This window comes from Thermus sp. H19.2, assembly GCF_054979525.1.
In genome coordinates this window covers 183,161-199,537 of the sequence record NZ_JBUFDB010000002.1, presented here as the reverse complement: position 1 = coordinate 199,537, position 16,377 = coordinate 183,161, and the positions used below count along the sequence as shown (strand labels likewise).

Annotated in this window: 17 protein-coding genes and 1 pseudogene; 5 read left to right on the top strand and 13 right to left on the bottom strand. The window is 68.5% G+C overall.

The window, feature by feature from the left end:
- Nucleotides 1-6: 6 nt before the first annotated feature.
- From ACY5J6_RS13300 to ACY5J6_RS13240, 13 genes are all read right to left on the bottom strand, one after another.
- Nucleotides 7-1,350, bottom strand: coding sequence for an ABC transporter substrate-binding protein (locus ACY5J6_RS13300; protein WP_462846603.1), 1,344 nt, complete (start codon nt 1,348-1,350; stop codon nt 7-9).
- A complete protein-coding gene (locus ACY5J6_RS13295) occupies nt 1,347-2,174 on the bottom strand; it encodes a DeoR/GlpR family DNA-binding transcription regulator (protein ID WP_462846602.1) in 828 nt (275 codons plus the stop codon). Before ACY5J6_RS13295 ends, ACY5J6_RS13300 begins: the two co-directional genes overlap by 4 nt.
- Nucleotides 2,171-2,989: a 5-deoxy-glucuronate isomerase gene (locus tag ACY5J6_RS13290; protein WP_462846601.1), complete on the bottom strand. Its 819-nt coding sequence runs from the start codon at nt 2,987-2,989 to the stop codon at nt 2,171-2,173. The genes ACY5J6_RS13295 and ACY5J6_RS13290 overlap by 4 nt, the downstream gene beginning before the upstream one ends.
- The gene (iolG, locus tag ACY5J6_RS13285; protein ID WP_462846600.1) at nt 2,986-3,993 is read right to left on the bottom strand and encodes an inositol 2-dehydrogenase; all 1,008 of its coding nucleotides are present in this window, start codon (nt 3,991-3,993) and stop codon (nt 2,986-2,988) included. The genes ACY5J6_RS13290 and iolG overlap by 4 nt, the downstream gene beginning before the upstream one ends.
- The gene (locus ACY5J6_RS13280) at nt 3,990-4,781 is read right to left on the bottom strand and encodes a class II fructose-bisphosphate aldolase (RefSeq protein ID WP_462846599.1); all 792 of its coding nucleotides are present in this window, start codon (nt 4,779-4,781) and stop codon (nt 3,990-3,992) included. The genes iolG and ACY5J6_RS13280 overlap by 4 nt, the downstream gene beginning before the upstream one ends.
- Nucleotides 4,771-5,772, bottom strand: a complete 1,002-nt coding sequence (gene iolC / locus ACY5J6_RS13275; RefSeq protein ID WP_462846598.1) for a 5-dehydro-2-deoxygluconokinase — start codon at nt 5,770-5,772, stop codon at nt 4,771-4,773. Before iolC ends, ACY5J6_RS13280 begins: the two co-directional genes overlap by 11 nt.
- On the bottom strand, nt 5,766-6,695 hold the full coding sequence (locus ACY5J6_RS13270; protein ID WP_462846597.1) for a TIM barrel protein: 930 nt from the start codon (nt 6,693-6,695) through the stop codon (nt 5,766-5,768). Before ACY5J6_RS13270 ends, iolC begins: the two co-directional genes overlap by 7 nt.
- A gap of 8 nt (nt 6,696-6,703) precedes the next feature.
- Nucleotides 6,704-8,530, bottom strand: coding sequence for a 3D-(3,5/4)-trihydroxycyclohexane-1,2-dione acylhydrolase (decyclizing) (gene iolD / locus ACY5J6_RS13265; RefSeq protein WP_462846596.1), 1,827 nt, complete (start codon nt 8,528-8,530; stop codon nt 6,704-6,706).
- On the bottom strand, nt 8,527-9,279 hold the full coding sequence (locus tag ACY5J6_RS13260; protein WP_462846595.1) for an ATP-binding cassette domain-containing protein: 753 nt from the start codon (nt 9,277-9,279) through the stop codon (nt 8,527-8,529). The genes iolD and ACY5J6_RS13260 overlap by 4 nt, the downstream gene beginning before the upstream one ends.
- Nucleotides 9,276-10,184: an ABC transporter permease gene (locus ACY5J6_RS13255; RefSeq protein WP_462846594.1), complete on the bottom strand. Its 909-nt coding sequence runs from the start codon at nt 10,182-10,184 to the stop codon at nt 9,276-9,278. Before ACY5J6_RS13255 ends, ACY5J6_RS13260 begins: the two co-directional genes overlap by 4 nt.
- Nucleotides 10,185-10,273: 89 nt before the next feature.
- Nucleotides 10,274-11,698 carry a CoA-acylating methylmalonate-semialdehyde dehydrogenase gene (locus tag ACY5J6_RS13250; RefSeq protein ID WP_462846593.1) on the bottom strand — a complete coding sequence of 475 codons (1,425 nt, stop codon included), beginning with the start codon at nt 11,696-11,698 and terminating at the stop codon, nt 10,274-10,276.
- Nucleotides 11,699-11,713: 15 nt separating this feature from the next.
- Complete coding sequence (locus tag ACY5J6_RS13245) at nt 11,714-12,646, bottom strand: sugar ABC transporter substrate-binding protein (RefSeq protein ID WP_462846592.1); 933 nt, start codon at nt 12,644-12,646, stop codon at nt 11,714-11,716.
- 105 nt (nt 12,647-12,751) lie between these two features.
- The gene (locus ACY5J6_RS13240) at nt 12,752-12,964 is read right to left on the bottom strand and encodes an integrase core domain-containing protein (protein ID WP_462846591.1); all 213 of its coding nucleotides are present in this window, start codon (nt 12,962-12,964) and stop codon (nt 12,752-12,754) included.
- Nucleotides 12,965-13,066: 102 nt separating this feature from the next.
- On the opposite strand from ACY5J6_RS13240, the pseudogene ACY5J6_RS13235 reads away from it, so the two are divergent.
- The 5 genes and pseudogenes from ACY5J6_RS13235 to ACY5J6_RS13215 all read left to right on the top strand — a co-directional run.
- Nucleotides 13,067-13,381 (top strand): annotated as a pseudogene (locus tag ACY5J6_RS13235) (IS4-like element ISTth2 family transposase); the annotation flags it as partial.
- A gap of 66 nt (nt 13,382-13,447) precedes the next feature.
- Nucleotides 13,448-14,629, top strand: a complete 1,182-nt coding sequence (locus ACY5J6_RS13230; protein ID WP_462846590.1) for a hypothetical protein — start codon at nt 13,448-13,450, stop codon at nt 14,627-14,629.
- Entirely contained in the window at nt 14,619-15,650 is a 1,032-nt protein-coding gene (locus tag ACY5J6_RS13225) for a hypothetical protein (protein ID WP_462846589.1), read from the top strand. The genes ACY5J6_RS13230 and ACY5J6_RS13225 overlap by 11 nt, the downstream gene beginning before the upstream one ends.
- Entirely contained in the window at nt 15,625-15,972 is a 348-nt protein-coding gene (locus ACY5J6_RS13220; RefSeq protein WP_462846098.1) for a hypothetical protein, read from the top strand. The genes ACY5J6_RS13225 and ACY5J6_RS13220 overlap by 26 nt, the downstream gene beginning before the upstream one ends.
- 238 nt (nt 15,973-16,210) lie before the next feature.
- A complete protein-coding gene (locus tag ACY5J6_RS13215; RefSeq protein ID WP_462846097.1) occupies nt 16,211-16,375 on the top strand; it encodes a hypothetical protein in 165 nt (54 codons plus the stop codon).
- Nucleotides 16,376-16,377 lie beyond the last annotated feature (2 nt).

The window sequence follows — 16,377 nt, the reverse complement described above, 5'->3', positions numbered from 1 at the left end:
AGCCCCCTAGCGAACCTCCACGCGGTCGCCGAGCTTGGCCCCGAGGTCCTTGGCCACCAGGTCCACGGCCGCCTCCGGGGAGAGCTGCCCGCTTTCCACCGCGGAGATGCCCCGGAAAACCGCGTCCGCGTACACGCCCCAGTCCGGGCTCATGGCCTGATAGGTGGTGTAGTCCAGCATGTAGCGGACCGACTGGAGGAAGCGGTGGCTCCGCACCTCGGGCAGGACGTAGGTGGTCCTGAGGATGGGCAGGTGGGCGCTGCCCAGGGCGTGCTTGGCATCGTACTTGGGCTGGGTGACCAGGTTGAGAAGCCTTACCGCGAGCTCCTTGTTGCGGGACGCGGCGGTGACCAGGTAGGCCTGGGGCTGGGACAGGGTCACCGGCTTGCCCCCAGGCCGGACCGCGGGCTGGAGGGCGAAGCCGAAGGTCTGCCACAGGTAGTCGTACCCCCCGTGGTCCTTGGCGTAGTACTGGGTGGCCCACTGCGCCCAGGTCCAGGTCCCCGCGGAGGCGAAGAGGACCTGGCCGCTGGAGACCGTGCTGTGCCAGTTGTCCCAGGTCATGCCTAGGAGGTTCCGGGTCATGACTCCGGTCTGGACCAGCCGACCCAGGAGCCCGTACATGCAACCCAGGGCGGTGCGGTCGAGGACGAGCTTGCCGGTTTGGGGATTTTGCAAGGTGCCGCCACAGGCGTAGTAGAACTGGTAGAAGTCGGGCCCGTTCACGGGCCGGTGCCAGTAGGCGTATCCCGGCCGCACCACGCCCTTCTGAACGGCCTCCTGGCCCACCCGGATCAGGTCTTCCCAGGTGAACCGGCCCTCGCGGATGGCCTGGGCCAGGCCCGCGATCTGGCCGGAGGACCACCCTAGCTTGGCCAAGAGAGGCTTGTTGAAGTAAAGGGGCCGGGCCTCCGTGTCCTGGGGCACCCCGTAGCGCTTGCCCCGATAGGTCACCGCGCTCCAGAGGGCGGGCGTGACGTCCTGGAAGGTGCGGTACCGCCCCAGGTACTCCTCGAGGGGGACGATGTACCCGCCCTCGGCGTAGGCCCCGATGTCCACGTGGGTGGTCTGGACGATGTCCGGGGCCTGGCCGCTCTGGAAGGCGAGGAGCAGCCGCCGGTGGTAGTTGTCCCAGTTGGTGGTCTCAAAGGTCGTCTCCACCCTCACCCGGTAAGGGGCCTTCTCCGCCTCCAGGATGCGGTTGAGCTCCTCCGCCGCCTCCACCAGGTTGGTGGCCCGGGTCTTGGAGGCGTCCTCGGGTCCGATGGTCCATGCCCGCAAGGTGACGGTCTGCTGGGCCAGGCCCGAGGCCAGCAAGGCACATCCCAACACTCCGATCCATCCTTTCATGCTTCCCCTCCTCTCTTCGCCCTAGAGGCGTTTCCCACCCAAGCATCCCCCGGATCCGTCAACTCCGGGTCAGCCACCCACACCTCGGCCCCCGCCTGCCGCAGGGCGGCAACCGCCTGGGGGTCGGCCTCGGCGTCGGTGATGAGGACGGCCTCCTGCAGGGCGGCGAAGCGGGCCAGGGTGGGCTGGCCCAGCTTGCTGGAGTCGGCGAGGACGTAGGCCTCCCCCGCCGCCTCCAGCATGGCCCGCTTGGTCTCCGCCTCCAGCGGGTTAGGGGTCGAGTACCCCCTCGCGTCCACCCCGGTGGCCCCGAGGAAGGCCTTGTCCGCGCGGTACCAGGAAAGGGTGCGCACGGTGGCCGACCCGATGAGGGCCAGGCTGTGGTGGCGCATGCTGCCCCCCAGGACCAAGACCTCGTGCCCACTCCCCTGGAGCTCCAGGGCCACGGGGACGGAGTTGGTCAGGACGAAGAGCTTGCTGAAGCGGTCCTTGAGCATCCTGGCGAGGGCCAAGGTGGTGCTCCCCGCGTCCAGGAGCACCGCGTCCCCCTCCCGGATCACTTCCAGGGCCTTGCGGGCGATGGCCCGCTTGACCCCCATGCGGTGCCGCTGCTTCTCCTCAAAGGAGGGGTTGAAGAGGACCTTGCGCACCGGCACCGCGCCCCCGTAGACCCGCTGCACCAGGCCGCGGGCCTCGAGGTCGGCCAGGTCCGCCCGGATGGTCACCTGGCTCACCCGGAAGACCCGGGCCAGCTCCTCCACGCTCGCCTCCCCCTTGGCCTCCAGGAGGTCCAGGATCGCCCGGCGCCGCTCGGCAGGGGTCATGCCTCCTCCAAGGGAAGGGGGATGGGGTCGCCCGACCAGTCCCCCTTGACCCAGACCCAAAGGGGGTCGTCCACGGGGGGGCGGCGCCGGGCCTCCCCGATGAGCTCCCCGGCCAGGTAGTTGAGGTAGTAGGCGTTGGCCCCCGGGGGGGCGGCCACGGGGTGGTACCCTCCCCGCACCAGCACCAGGTCCAGGTCCCGGGCCAGGTGAACCTCCTCTGTTCCCCGCTCCGGATCGTAGTTCACGTGGATGGCGAAGGCCCCTTCGGGGCGGACCCGGTAGAGGTAGGTCTCCTCCAGGTAGGGCGAACCCAGCAACCCGTCGTGCCTGTGGGGGGGCCAGCCGGAAAAGTGCCCCGAAGGGGTGTAGACCTCGTACAGGAGGAGCCTCTCCGCCGGGAGGTCGGGGCCCAGGACATGGTTCACCTGCCGCAGGGCAGGCCCTCCCCCACGAAGCTCCCGGCGCATCTCCTCGGGGTGGAAGAGGCGGACGGAGTAGCGGCCTTCCGCCGGGGCCCCCCCCAGGGCCAGAAGGGCCGGGCCCCCCTCCACTTCCAGGCGGAAGGGGACGCCCGGAGGGAGGTAGAGCACCCGGGGAAGGCTCCGGAACACGTCCTTTCGCACCAAGGCGTAGTCCTCGGTCCCCACGCGCACGAGCACCTTTCCTTCTAGGGGCACCAGGGCGAGCTCCACCCCCTCCCCTACCCCCCGGGCCTCCCCCTCCACCCGGGCCAGGGCGAAGTGCAGGAACCGCCAGCCCGCGGTTTCGGGATCCGCGCGCCGCAAAAGGGAAACCCTTCCCCGAAGGCGGATCATGCCACCTCCTCCACCCTCACGGGCCGGCCCTCGCGCAGGCTCCGCGTGGCCGCAAGGGCCAAGCGCAGGGACTCCCGGGCATCCCTCGGGCCCGGGCTCAGGGGCCGCCCCTCCAGCACGTTGCGGGCGAAGGTCTGGAGCTCGAGGCGGTAGGCCTCGCGGAAGCGGTCGGTGAAGTAGCGGTAGTGGTCCAGGCGCACCTCCTCCACCGGACCGTAGCGGTAGAGGGGCGTCTTGGGCAGGGCCTCCACCACCAGCTTGCCCCTCTCGCCGAACACCTCGGTGCGGATGTCGTACCCGTAGACCGCCCGGCGGCTGTTCTCCACCACGCCCAGGGCCCCGCTCTCGAAGCGAAGGAGGAGGCTCACCGTGTCCCAGTCGCCTAAGGCCCCGATCCTGGGGTCCACCCTCGCGGCTCCCCAGGCCTGCACCTCCACCACCTCCCCCACCAGGAAGCGGGCAAGGTCCAGGTCGTGGATGGCCATGTCCACGGCGATACCCCCGGAGGCCTTGAGGTACTCCAAGGAAGGCGGGGCCGGATCGCGGCTCACCGCCCGGAACTGGTCCACCCGACCGATCTCGCCCCCTTCCAGAAGGGCCTTGGCCTGGGCGTAACCGGGGTCGTAGCGGCGCTGGAACCCGATCTGGAAGGGAACCCCATAAGCCTCCACCTCCTTCAGGGCGGCCTCCGTGGAGGCGAGGTCTAAGGCCACGGGCTTCTCGCAGAAGACGGCCTGCCGCCTCCGGGCCGCCTCCCGGATGAGGGCGGCGTGGGTGGGGGTGGGGGTCACGATGACCACCGCCTCCACCCCGGGGTGGTCCAAGGCCTCCAAGGGCTCCAGGTAGGTCTCCTCGGCCCGGGCCAGGAAGGCCGCCCGCTCGGCGTTTTCCCGAAGGGGGTCGGCCACCGCCACCACCCGGACCTCGGGTAGGGCGCCCAAAAGCTCCGCGTGCAGCTGCCCCATGCGTCCCGCGCCCAAAAGGGCCACGCCCAGCCTCCTCATGCCTTTCCCTCCGCTTGGGTCCGGCGGATGTAGACTTCCGCCACCTTCATCAGCTCCTCCTCCACGGCCTTGTAAAAGAGGCGGTGATGCTCCCAGGGCCGGCCCAAGAGGGCCCGCAAGGAGCGGTACAGGGCGGTGCCCACGTTGACCTTGACCACCCCTAGCCGCACCGCCGCCTCCAGGTCCTCCGGGGGGATGCCGCTGCCCCCGTGGAGGGCGAAGGGGCCTCGGGCCTCCTCGCGGATCCGGGCCAGAAGGGGTAGGTCCAGCCGGCTTTCCTCCCCGTGGCGGGATCCCGCGGCCACGGCCACCACGTCCGCCCCCGCCTGAAAAAGGGTGGCCACCTCCTCGGGCCGGCTCCTTTCCTCGCCGGAAAACCCCTCGGCCGCCACCTCAAGGGCCGCCCCCATGCCGCGCACCAGGGGGGCCACCTGCGCCACCCCCTCCGCCACCTTGCCGATCCCCATCCCTTGGGCGTCCCACATGGCTGACCCGTACCCGGCCCGGAGGGCCCGGAAGACCTCCTCAAGGCTTCCCCCGTGGTCCAGGTGGAGGAGGACGGGAACCCGCACCCGCTCCGCCAAAGCCCGCACCATGGCCGCGAAGGCCTCGGGCGCAACCCGCCGCACCTCCTCCCGATAGGTTTGCAGGACCACCGGAGCCCGGAGGGCCTCGGCCGCCCGCAGGCAGGCCTGGATCATCTCCAGGCTGGCCACGTTGAAGGCGGGCAGGGCGTACCCCCGCAGGAACGCGTCCTGGTAGAGCTCCCGCCCGTCCCTAACCCACATGGACCCCTCTCTCCCGCAGAAAGGCCTCGAGCTCTTCCCTCCTCGGGCTGAACTCCCCGCACCCGAGCCGACTCGCCACGATAGCCCCGCAAGCGTTGCCCACCAGGAGGGCCTCTTCCCAGGAGCGGCCCCGGAGCCTGGCCCAAAGGAGCCCCGCGGCAAAGGCGTCCCCGGCCCCAAGCGGGGCCAGCACCTCCACGGGAAAGGCCTCCACCCATAGCCGCTTCCCGTCTGGGAAAAAGGCCCCCGCACCCCGCTCCCCCCCCTTGACCACCAAGGCCTCCAGGCCACGGCCCAGGGCCTCGGCCACCACCCCCTCCAAATCCCCCTCCACCAGGGGCTCCGTGGCCTGGTGGGCCCGGACCCGCACGGAGCGGGGGCGCAGGGCGCGCACCTCCCCCTCGCCCCCGATGGCCACCCGCACCAGGGGAAGGAAGCTCCGCATGACCACCCCGTAAGCTCCGGGGTCGTGCCACTGCCCAGGCCGGAAGTCCAGGTCCAGGTAGACCGGGACTCCTTGGGCCCTAGCCCGCTCTGCAAGAGCAAAGACCGCACTCCGGGAGGGCTCCCGGGCCAGGGCCGTGCCCGAGACGAAGAGGGTCCGGGCTGCCTCCACGGGGACCTGGGCTACGTCCTCTAGGCCCAGGGCCCAGTCCGCTGCGGCCTCCCGGTAAAAGGTCAGGGGGTAGGTGCTCCCCTCGCGGAAGAGGACCACGGCAGGGGTGCGGTGCCCGGCCTTGGGGAAGACGAAGCGGGTGTCCACCCCTTCCCGGGCCAGCCGGGCAAGGACGAACTCGCCTACGGCATCGTCTCCCACGGCGCTGATCAGCGCCGCCGAAAGGCCCAGGCGGACCGCCCCCACGGCCACGTTGAGGGGATTGCCCCCGATGAAAGCACCGAAGGATCGGGTTTCCGCCTTGGGCCCTGCCTCCAGGGCGTAAAGGTCCAGACCCAGCCGGCCCACGGTGAGGACGTCCCAGCGCTTCACCATCCCGTCACCTGCCTCAGGTACGCCCGGTTGCGCAGGGCGCTCTCCTTCGGGGTGCCCATCCCGGGCAGGACATCTTGTTCCACGGTGGCAAAGCCCCGGTAGCCCAGCTCCCTCAGGAGTGCGAACACCCGCTCGAAGTCGATGGCTCCCCGGCCAAGCTCGGTGAAGAGACCGTTGCGAACGGCCTCGAGATAGCTCCACCCTTGCCTGCGCGCTTTCCAGGCCACCTGCGGGTCCACGTCCTTGAGGTGGACGTAGCGCACCCAGGGGGCCAGCCGGCGCAACCCCTCGAGGACCACCTCCCCTTCCACCCTGCCGCTCCCGTAGAGGTAGTGTCCGGTATCGAAGACCAGGGGAATGCCCGTGAGCTCCACCAGGATCTCGATCTCCTCAGGGGTTTCCACAAAGCTCGCCGCATGGAAGTGAAAGACGGTCTCCAAACCCACAGCCTCGCGCACGGAGATGGCGATCCGCTTCACACCCTGGGCCACTACCCGCCACTCCTCGGGGGAAAGCCCCTCTCCCGGGCGGATGCGGCCCGCATGGTGGAAACGGTAGGGATCGCGGCTGTGCTCATCGGAGAGGACGAGGAGTGGCTTCCATTCCGAATCCAGGTCGGCCAGCGCCGCCATGAGCCCGGCCGTCCTCAACGCCCGCGCCTCGCCCGCGGCATGCTCCGATGTATCGCGTAGGTACACCCCCTCGAACGCCCCAAGCAGGACGAGACCTCTCTTCTGAAACTCCTCCCGTAAAAGCACGGGGTCGGTGGGCATGTATCCGTAGTCCCCGAGCTCGCTTCCCTCGTAGCCCGTCTCCTTGAGCTCGTCCAGCATCTGGCGATAGGGTACCCCCTGCCCCACCCCCTCTAGGGTGCCCCAGGAGCAGGGGGCGTTGCCGAACCGGATGGGAGGTGCGCCCTCCATACCCCCTCCTAAAAGCGGAGCCGCCTGGACCGGAGGGCTTCCTCGTAGCGCCGCCTGGCCGCCTCCACCTCGGGAAACTCCGAAACCTCGGCCACGGGGACGTCCCAGAAGCCGTAGGAAGGCACCCGGGCCTCTGGATTCACATGAGCGACGATGACCCGCAGCCCAAACAGGCCTTTGGCCTCCTCCAGCGCACGCCGGAAGGACTCCCGGTCCCAAGCCTCCCAAACCTCGGCCCCTAAGGAGCGGGCGTGGGCGGCAAAATCTACGGCAATGGGGCGGCCTTCCTTGTCCTTGAGCTCGTTGCCGAACTCTGGGGAGCCCAGGCTCCGCTGGAGCCCGTGGATGGACTGGAAGCCCTGGTTTTCCACCAGCACCACCAGGAAGGAGAGGCCGTAGGCCCGGGCGGTGACGAGCTCGGAGTTCATCATGAGGTAGGAGCCGTCACCAATGAACACCACCACCTCCCGGGTGGGGTCTGCCAGCCGAACCCCGATCCCAGCGGGGATCTCGTAGCCCATGGTAGAGTACCCGTACTCCACGTGGTACCCCCGGGGATCCCGGGTCCGCCAGAGCTTGAGAAGGTCCCCGGGCATGCTTCCTGCGGCGTTGATCACCACTGCATCAAATAAAGACTCGTTTACCAAAGCGATGACCTCCGCCTGGCTGAAGGAAGCCCCGGGCCCCCGAAGGCGGTTCACCTCCCCCTCCCACTCCGCCTTTAGCCGCGCGATTTCGTCCCGGTAGGCCCTGGAGGTGCTCCAGTCTCCCAGGGCCCTGTCCAGGGCGGCAAGGCCCTCCCGGGCGTCGGCCACTAAGGCCAGGGCGCCCAACTTGTGGGCGTCCGCAGGGGTGACGTTGAGACCGAGGAAGCGTACTTCCGGATTCCGGAACAGGGTCTTAGAGGCTGTGGCGAAGTCCCCTAACCGGGTGCCCACCGCCAGCACCAGGTCGGCGTCCTGGGCCAGGCGGTTGGCTGCGAGACCGCCGCTTGCGCCGATCGGTCCCACGTTGAGGGGGTGGTCCCAGGGGAGCGCCCCCTTCCCCGCCTGGGTTTCGGCTACCGGCAGGCCGTGGCCTTCGGCCAGCAGGGAGAGGGCTCGGCTAGCCCCGCTGTAGCGCACCCCACCACCCGCCACAATCAGGGGCCTTCGGGCCCCCCTTATCAGCCTCGCAGCCTCCTCGAGGGCCTCGGGTTCTACCGGGGGACGCCGGACCCGCCACACCTTGGGGGCAAAGAACTCCTCAGGCCAGTCGTAGGCCTCGGTCTGCACGTCCTCCGGCAAGGGGAGGGTAACCGCCCCCGTCTCCGCGGGGTCGGTGAGGACCCGCATGGCCTGGGGCAGAGCGGAAAGGAGCTGTTCTGGCCGGGTGATGCGTGCGAAAAAGCGGGAAACGGGGCGGAAGGCGTCATTGACGCTAGCGTCGAAGTCCAAAGGGTGCTCCAGCTGTTGCAGCACGGGATCAGGAAGGCGGTTGGCGAAGTAGTCGGCGGGAAGCAGGAGAACGGGGAGCCGATTGATGGTGGCCGCAGCGGCCCCGGTGACCATATTGGTGGCCCCAGGACCAATGGAGGAGGTGCAGGCGAAGGTGGAAAGCCGATCCGTGTGCTTGGCGTAGGCCATGGCGGCGTGAACCATGGCCTGCTCGTTCTGAAAGCGGTAAAAGGGCAGGCCGAGCTCCCCTCCCCGGAGGAGGGCCTCGCCGAGACCGGGAAGGTTGCCATGCCCGAAGATCCCAAACACCCCCTGGATGAGCCTGCGCCTCTCCCCGTCCCGCTCCGCATACTGGACTGCGAGGTACCGCACCAGGGCCTGGGCTACCGTTAGCCTCATCCCTCCACCTCCAGCTCCAGGGCCTTTCCCCCTGCCATGAGCCGGGTCAGCTCCCGCTCGTCCACCTCTCCCCGGGAAAACGTGCCCAGGCTCTCCCCCTGGAAGAGCACGGTGAACCGGTCCCCTACCGCCAGGGCGTGCAGGGGGTTGTGGGTGATGAAGACCACGCCCACCCCCACCTCCTTCATCCTCCGGATCACCTGGAGGACCTGGGCCGCTTGGCGCACCCCCAGGGCGCTCGTGGGCTCGTCCAGGATCAAAAGCTTGGCCCCGAAGTGGACCGCCCGGGCGATGGCCACCGCCTGCCGCTGGCCCCCGGAGAGCATCCCCACCGGCCGGTGGAGGTCATCCAGGGCAATTCCCAGGCGCTCCAGGCTCGTCCGGACCTGGCGCTCCGCTTCCCGCAGGTCCAAGACCCCCAAGCGGCCCACGGGTTCTCGACCCAGGATGAAGTTCCTCAGGACGCTCATCAGGGGAAGGAGGGCCAAGTCCTGGAACACGGTAGCGATCCCGAGGTCCAAGGCCTCCCGTGGAGAACGCAGGCGAACGGTACGGCCCTCAAAGCGGTATTCGCCCCGGTCCGGGGGAAAGACCCCCGCCAGGATCTTGATCAGGGTGGACTTGCCCGCGCCGTTGTCCCCTAGGAGGCAGTGCACCTCGCCCCGGTGGACGGCGAAGGAGACCCCCCTCAAGGCGGGCGCCCGGCCGTACCGCTTCTCCACCTGGAGTAGTTCCGCTAGGGGGGTCATCGCCACGCCTCCCAAGCCTTTCGCCGCAGGGCCTGGTTGAGGAGAACCGAGCCGAGCACCATAGCCCCTAGGAAGGTCAGGTACCAATCGGTGTTGATGCCAGTGAAGAAGATCCCTTGCTGGACCATACCCAGGGTGAGAGCCCCCAGGCTCGCCCCGAGGACGGACCCGTAGCCTCCGGTGAGGAAGCATCCCCCAATCACGGCGGCGGCGATGGCTTCCAGCTCCTTAGTCTGACCGCGCAGGACGTCGGCCGAACCCGTGTTCAGGACCTGGATGAGGGAGAGGAGGGCCGCTAAGAGGGCGGTGAGCATGAAAAGGTAGGTCTTGACGCGGTACACGGGAACCCCAGAGTTCCGGGCCGCTACTGGGTCCCCTCCCGTCGCGAAGATCCAGTTGCCCCACCGGGTACGGAGGAGAACCAGGGAGAAGACCAGGGTGAGGAAGACCCACCACCACACGGAAACGGGTAGGCCCAAGGGCGCCCCCAACAAGAGCTGGGCCAAGGGATCCTTGAGTGCGGGCTCGGCTAGACCGGAGAAACGGGTCACATTGGTCACCTCGCGGGTGATGGCAATGGTCGCACCCCGGAGGATGTAAAGGGTGGACAGGGTAACGATGAAAGAGGGGAGGCCGGTCTTGAGGACCAGGTAGCCGTTGGCCCACCCCACCCCCGCCGCAAGGGCCAAAGCCAGGAGGATAGAGGCCCAAACGGGCAAGCCGAAGACCTGTACCCCCAGGGCGAAGACCATCCCGGTCGCCCCGATCACCGAGCCCACGCTCAGGTCGAACTCCCCGGCGATCATGAGCAGGGCCACGCCGGTGGCCAGGATGCCGAGCTGGGCGGCCACCTCGAGGTAGTTGACGGTGCCCTGCAGGGTCAGAAAGCCCTGATTCCCCGCCATCAGGGCAAAAAAGGTGAAGGTTGCCGCTAGACCGATGAGCGCCCCTGACTCCGGCGCCAGGAAGAACCGGCGTGCGATAGGGGCAGGCCTCACCACCGCTCCACCACCACCTTCCTTTGGGTGTAGAAGAGGAAGGCGTCGGGCCCGTGGGGGTGGAGGTCGCCGAAGAAGGAGTGCCGCCAGCCGGAGAAGGGGTAGAAGGCGAAGGGCTGGGCCACCCCCACGTTCACCCCCACCATCCCCGCCTGGACCCTTTCCCTAAACTCCCGGGCCGCCCGGCCGCTTTGGGTGAAGATGCAGGCCATGTTCCCGTAGGCCACGGCGTTGGCCTGGCGGATGGCCTCCTCCAGGGTCTGGGCGTAGGACACGGAAAGCACCGGCCCGAAGATCTCCTCCCGGCCCACGGCCATCCTGGGGGAGACGTGGTCTAGGACCGTGGGCCCGAGGAAGAAGCCCGGCCCCTCCGCCCCACGCCCGTCCAGGGCCAGCCCCGCCCCCTCCTCTAGGCCCCGCTCTATGTAGGCCACCACCTTCCGCCGGTGCTCCTCCCGGATCAGGGGCCCCACCTGCACCCCCTCCTCCCACCCCGGGCCCACCTTGAGCCTCCTCGCCGCCTCCACCACCCGCGCGAGAAGCTCCGGGCCCACTCCCCCCACCCCCACGGCCACGCTCCCCGCCAGGCACCTCTCCCCGGCGTTCCCGAAGGCGGAGTTCAGGATGGCGGGGATAGCCTGGTCCAGGTCGGCATCGGGCATCACCACCAGGTGGTTCTTGGCCCCGCCCGCCGCCGAGACCCGCTTGCCGCTTTGCGCCGCCAGGGCGTAGATCCGCCGGGCCACGGGCTCGCTCCCCACGAACTGCACCGCTCGCACCTCGGGGTGGGCCACCAGGGCATCCGCCGCCTCCTTCCCCCCGTGCACCAGGTTCAGCACCCCCTCGGGAAAGCCCGCCTCCAGAAAGAGCTCCGCCAGGCGCACCGCCCCTAAAGGGGTCCTCTCCGAGGGCTTGAGGACGAAGGTGTTCCCCGCCACCACGGCGATGGGAAACATCCAGAGGGGGATCATCACCGGGAAGTTGAAGGGGGGGAGGCCCGCCACGACCCCTAAGGGGAAGTGGAAGAGGTTCTGGTCCACGCCCCCCGTGACCTCGCGGAGGGTGCGTCCCTGGAGGAGGGTGGGGGCGGAGAGGGCGAAGTCCACCACCTCTATCCCCCTCCGCACCTCCCCCCGGGCCTCCTCCAGGGTCTTGCCGTGGTGCAGGGTGACGAGGCGGGCGAGCTCCTCAAAGTGCCGCTCCAGAAGCTCCTTGAAGCGGAACATGAGGCGGACCCGCCCCAGGAGGGGGGTGGCGCTCCAGCTGGGAAAGGCCCGGACGGCCGCCTCCACCGCCTGGTCCACCTCTTCCTTCCCCGAGAGGGGCACCTCCTCCAGAACCTCCCCCGTGGCCGGGTTGTACACCGGCAGGGCCGGACGGGACACCGCCTTCCACTCGCCCCCAATTAGGTTCTTGAGCATATCCCCCTCGAACCCCTAGCGGATACCTTTCTTGGTCAGGTCGATGACTTGGCGGGCATTCTCAGGCGTGACAAAACCAGGTCCGGTGAGGATGATGTCGTTGGCAGGAAGAAGCCCGTAGCGCTTGTACAAGGTCAGGACGACGATGGGCAGGTACCCTTGCAGGTACTGCTGCTGGTCCACGGCAAAGTCCATCTGCTTGTTGGCCAGGGCCTCGAGCACTGCGGTGGAGAGGTCAAAGGTAGCGAAGCGAACCTTACCCAGCCGCCCCGTCTGCTGCAACGCCTGAAGGGCAGGTTCGGCGCCCACGGGCCCCAGGGTCAGCACTCCTTCCACCTGGGGGTTGCGCTGCAAAAAGTTGGCGATGGCATTTCGCGCCTCGGTGAAATCGGCCTTCACCGCCAGGATCTCCACCTTTCCCCCCAAGCCGTCGGCGAACCCCTTGCAGCGCTGGTCCAGCCCTACATTGCCCACCTCGTGGTTCACGCAAACGGCGGTCTTCACCCCCAAGGCCCTCATCCTCTCCCCGGCCCCCTTTCCTGCGATGTACTCCTCCTGACCCACGTGCATGAGGACCCCGAGGCGCTTGAAGACGTCGGCACCCGAGTTGATGGAGATCACGGGAATCCCTGCGCGGACGGCTGCTTGAATGGACCGCCCTAGGGCGTTAGCGTCGGGGATGGACACCACTAGACCATCCGGCTTCGCCGCCACGGCCGCATCGATGAGCTGGGCCATGCGCACCATATCGAAGGTTTGCGGAGCGCGGTACTCCACGCGCACCCCAAGCTCCTTGGCCGACTGGTCCACGCCGTTCTTTACCACGGACCAGAAGGGGTCCGATGCTTGGCCGTGGGTGACCACGATAATGCGAACCTGCTGTCCCAGGCCCAGCCCGGATACCCCCAACGCCAAAAGCCCTAACATCACCTTCAGCCACCGAGCCATAGCTTACCCCCTTTGGTTCTTTCGTATCGTAAGGTTGAAGCTTACGGTTTGTCAATACCTGGGGGGCTTGCCTCTCTGATCCAGCCCCCCTGAACTTAGACACTTTCACCCTGCCTCCCGTGTGACGTCCTGCCTGCTTTTCCCTAGTGCCTCCTCCATCACCTCCTTTGGGGTCCGGTAGCCCAGACCGGAGTGCAACCGGCTCTCGTGGTAGTAGCGTAGGCGCTCCTTCACCACCTCCTTTAGCTCCCCAAGGCTTCTGGCCTCCAAAAACTGGTCCTGACCCTCCCCCTTGAACCGGGCAAAAAAGCTCTCCACCACCGGGGAAAACGTACGCTTCGCGTGACACCTTTAGCCCCCATCAGGCTGTAGGAAAGCCTCTGCCCGTCCCTCAGCAGCAGCGTCCCCACCCAATCGTGTGGGTGGAGGGTCTGGATTGAAGAGGGGTTTAGGGACCTGAAGGGGCAGAGGTTTGGGCTGGACCGCCACCGGCTGCGGACGGGAGCGAGCCTCAGGGGGTGGTTATGGCTTCTGGCCTTGAGGTTGGCGCTCTTGGTGCTTCTGGGGGTGCGCTTGCGGGGCAGGGAATGGCTTCCCCGGCTCCTGGCCCATCCCGAGCGGCAGAGTCTCTTCCGCCTGGGCCGGATCGCCCTGGCCCAGGGGCCCCCGCCTTGGAGGGAAGCCGTGCTGGCAGAGTTGGCCAGGTTGCTTCAGGAGCTGGGGGGAGGAAAGTGATGAGAGCTCAGGGCTCCCACTGTGCTTTCCGCCTAGTCCGCGAACGGCTACCCGAAAGGGGATGCCATGGACGGGTTGGAAGGCCTCACGCCCTTTCAAAGGGCCCTGGTAGAGAAGGCGATCCGGTCAGGCAACCTGGCATGGGCTGAACGCCTCATGGGGCTGTTCAGTGCCCCCCAAGAGGGAGAGGGGGTCTCGGAGGCCCCCTCCTCCCTTTCCGCTCCGGCGGAGCCTCCTTCTGCCACTCCCCCCGAGGCCGCCCTCGAGGTGCCCTCCCCCGAGGCCGCCCCTTCTCCCGGCGCCATCCTCCAAGCCTGGAAAGAGGCCGGCATTAGAAAGGCCATGGAGGGGTCTAAGCCCGAGGGGGCGGCCTGGGACAGCGCCAAGCGGAAGGCGTTGGCTCTTTACCGGCGGGCCGGGGGGGAGGCCCCCTTGTGGAGCGAGACTCCCCGCTACGGGCGGCGGGCCGGCCCTGGGGCGCTGGTGGTTCTCTTGCTGGCTCTGGTCCTGTATCACCGGCGGTCGCCCAAGGAGCGGTCCATGGTGGTCTTTGCGCCCATCTGGGTCCTGGCCCGGATCCTCGGGGTCTCCCGGGACTCGGTGGAGCGGTGGCTTCGCCTACCCGAGGTGCGGCGCTGGGTCCAGTACCGGATGTACCGGGTGAGGGTAGGGGAGACCTGGCGGATCGCGGGCATCCTCCTCCGGGTGTACCTGGCCCCGCAAGGGGAGGCCAAGGGCCCGGACCGGGAGGCGTTCAGCCTACCCCTTCGTGACCTTCCGGCGGACATCCGCCTGGGCCTGACCGAGGCCCAAACCGCAGAGCGGCAATATAGAGAAGAGGCTCCCTTAATGCAAGAGAGGGTGTGGTCCCTGGTGATCCCCCTGGGAAGGTCCACGTTATCCCGCCTCAAAAACCCCCTCGTTACCTATATTGCCGCTCTGACCCTCCCCGCCCGGTCCGAGCGGCCTCTCTGGGTGGAAAAACTGGCCCGGGCCTTGGCCTCGCGGCTTCGGGACGGGCGGAACCTGGACTGGTGGCGGAAGGTGGCCTGGACGGTCCTGAAGGGGCTCCTCCTTGGGACCCGGACCCCCTTGGCCATCCTGGAGCGGGGCCTCCTCGTCCTTGAGGAAGCCTCGGGGGTGCGGAACCCCGCGGCCTGGCTCACGGCCTTCCTCAAGCGGGAGGGCTTCCTGGACCTCATGGCCTTTACCCAGGGCTTCCGCGCGGGGGTGGGGCATGCGGCTTGACCGGGTGAACCTGGCCCCCCTGGAGGGGGTCCTGCGGGCCATGGTGGAAGAGGCCCTGAACCAGCCTGGCAGGGTGGTACGGGAGGCCATCCCCACCTCCCCCAAGGACCGGGTGCAGGTGTTCGTGAAGGGCCAGGGCGGGCGGGTGATCCTGGCCATCCGGCGGCCTAAGGGGGAGGAGGACCCGCGGGAACTGGAGGCCCTGGCCCGGCGCATGGGCCTCTCCATCGTGGCCGGCCCCGAGAGGCGGTACGGGAAGACGCCTAGGCCCCAGGGGCCACGGGCCTACCTGGTGGCGGTGTGCCAGCCGGCTGAACCCTCCCCGGGATTCGCTGCCCAGGGCGCCGGCCCCGAGACCGACGAGAACCCTGGGCAGGAGGGCTTTGCCTGCCCAGCCCCTTCGGATTCCCCCACGGATACCCCCCTTCTGGAGGAGATACGGGCCCGGTTAAAGGCCCTGGGCTATCGGGCTTACGACCGGTCTAGGTCGGAAGGCGTGGATAGCTACGCTTTCGCCCTGGAAACGGACACCATTCACCTCGCCCCGTACCTGCCCGTGGAGCGGATTCACCGGGGCCTGTCGGAGCTGGAACGGACCTACGTGACCGGCCAGTACCTGGCCAGCGTGCGGGTGGAGAACGGGGCGGTGACGTGGATCGGCCACACCTTCTACTACACCATTCGGGCGGAAACGGCTCTGGCCCTGGCGGAAGTGAGGCTGTCCGGTCGCATGGACGCTCCCTTCCCCCAAGGCCGGCCCACCGAGCATACCGTTTCGGCCCGGCTCTTCGTGGGGCCTATCCCTATGGGCAAGGGCCAAAAAGCGCGGGCCAAGCAAGCGGTGGAGCACGCCCTGGCTTCTCTGCCCACCTTCGTGGAGACCTTCCCCGAGGCCAAGGTGATCGCGGTGCTGGAAACGCGGGGAGGCCGGGGTGGCTGGAAGGCGAAACTGGCGTGGCACGACATGGGCCATGCGGCGGAATGGGGGAGGAAGCATGATCAACCCACGGCGGTGGATTGAGCGGGCTACGCGCCGGCGGAACCCGGAGATTGAGGCTTCCGAGGAGGCCCTTCTCGGGGTCCTGCTCACGGCGCCGGGAGAGGCCGGGGACGGACGGGAGGCGGCGCGGGAGGTGCTCACCCTGTGCGGGGGGGACCTGGCCCGCATCCCCGAGCTGGACGTGGAGGAGCTGATGGCCATCCCCGGGATCGGCCCGGGCCGGGCCGCGCGGGTGGTGGCCCTGGGCATCATCCTGGAAAAGCTTGGGGTACGGCGTTTTCCACGTTACGTGGTTGACATTCCAGAAAAGGTGGGGCAGGGTGAGTCTAATGCGGATCGCTGACCTACTGGACCTGGAAAAGGAGGTGACAGATGCCCAGGCACCGGCACCATCGGCGGCGGCGCCGGCTTCCGCCCCGGGACTCCAAGGGCCGGTTTCGGAAGCGGCGGTAGATCCCATCGCGCGGATCGTGGCCGAGCGGCCCAGGGCCCCTGAGCCCCAACCCGAGCGTGAGCCTCCTACCTCCCTTCCATCGCCCCGGACCCCCCTGCTTCCCCTTTTCCTGCTGGGGGCCGGGGCGGTGGCCCTCGTTTTCCTGGCCCTTCGCCCCAAGGCCAAAGCGCCTACCCCCGCTCCCCAGCCCCGTCCCGAGGTGGCGGGCGAAGTGGGGAACGCGGAGGTGATGGAGTATGGAGAACTCCCCGACCTATACGAACGGCTCACCCAGCCCTTCCTCTGGGCCTGACC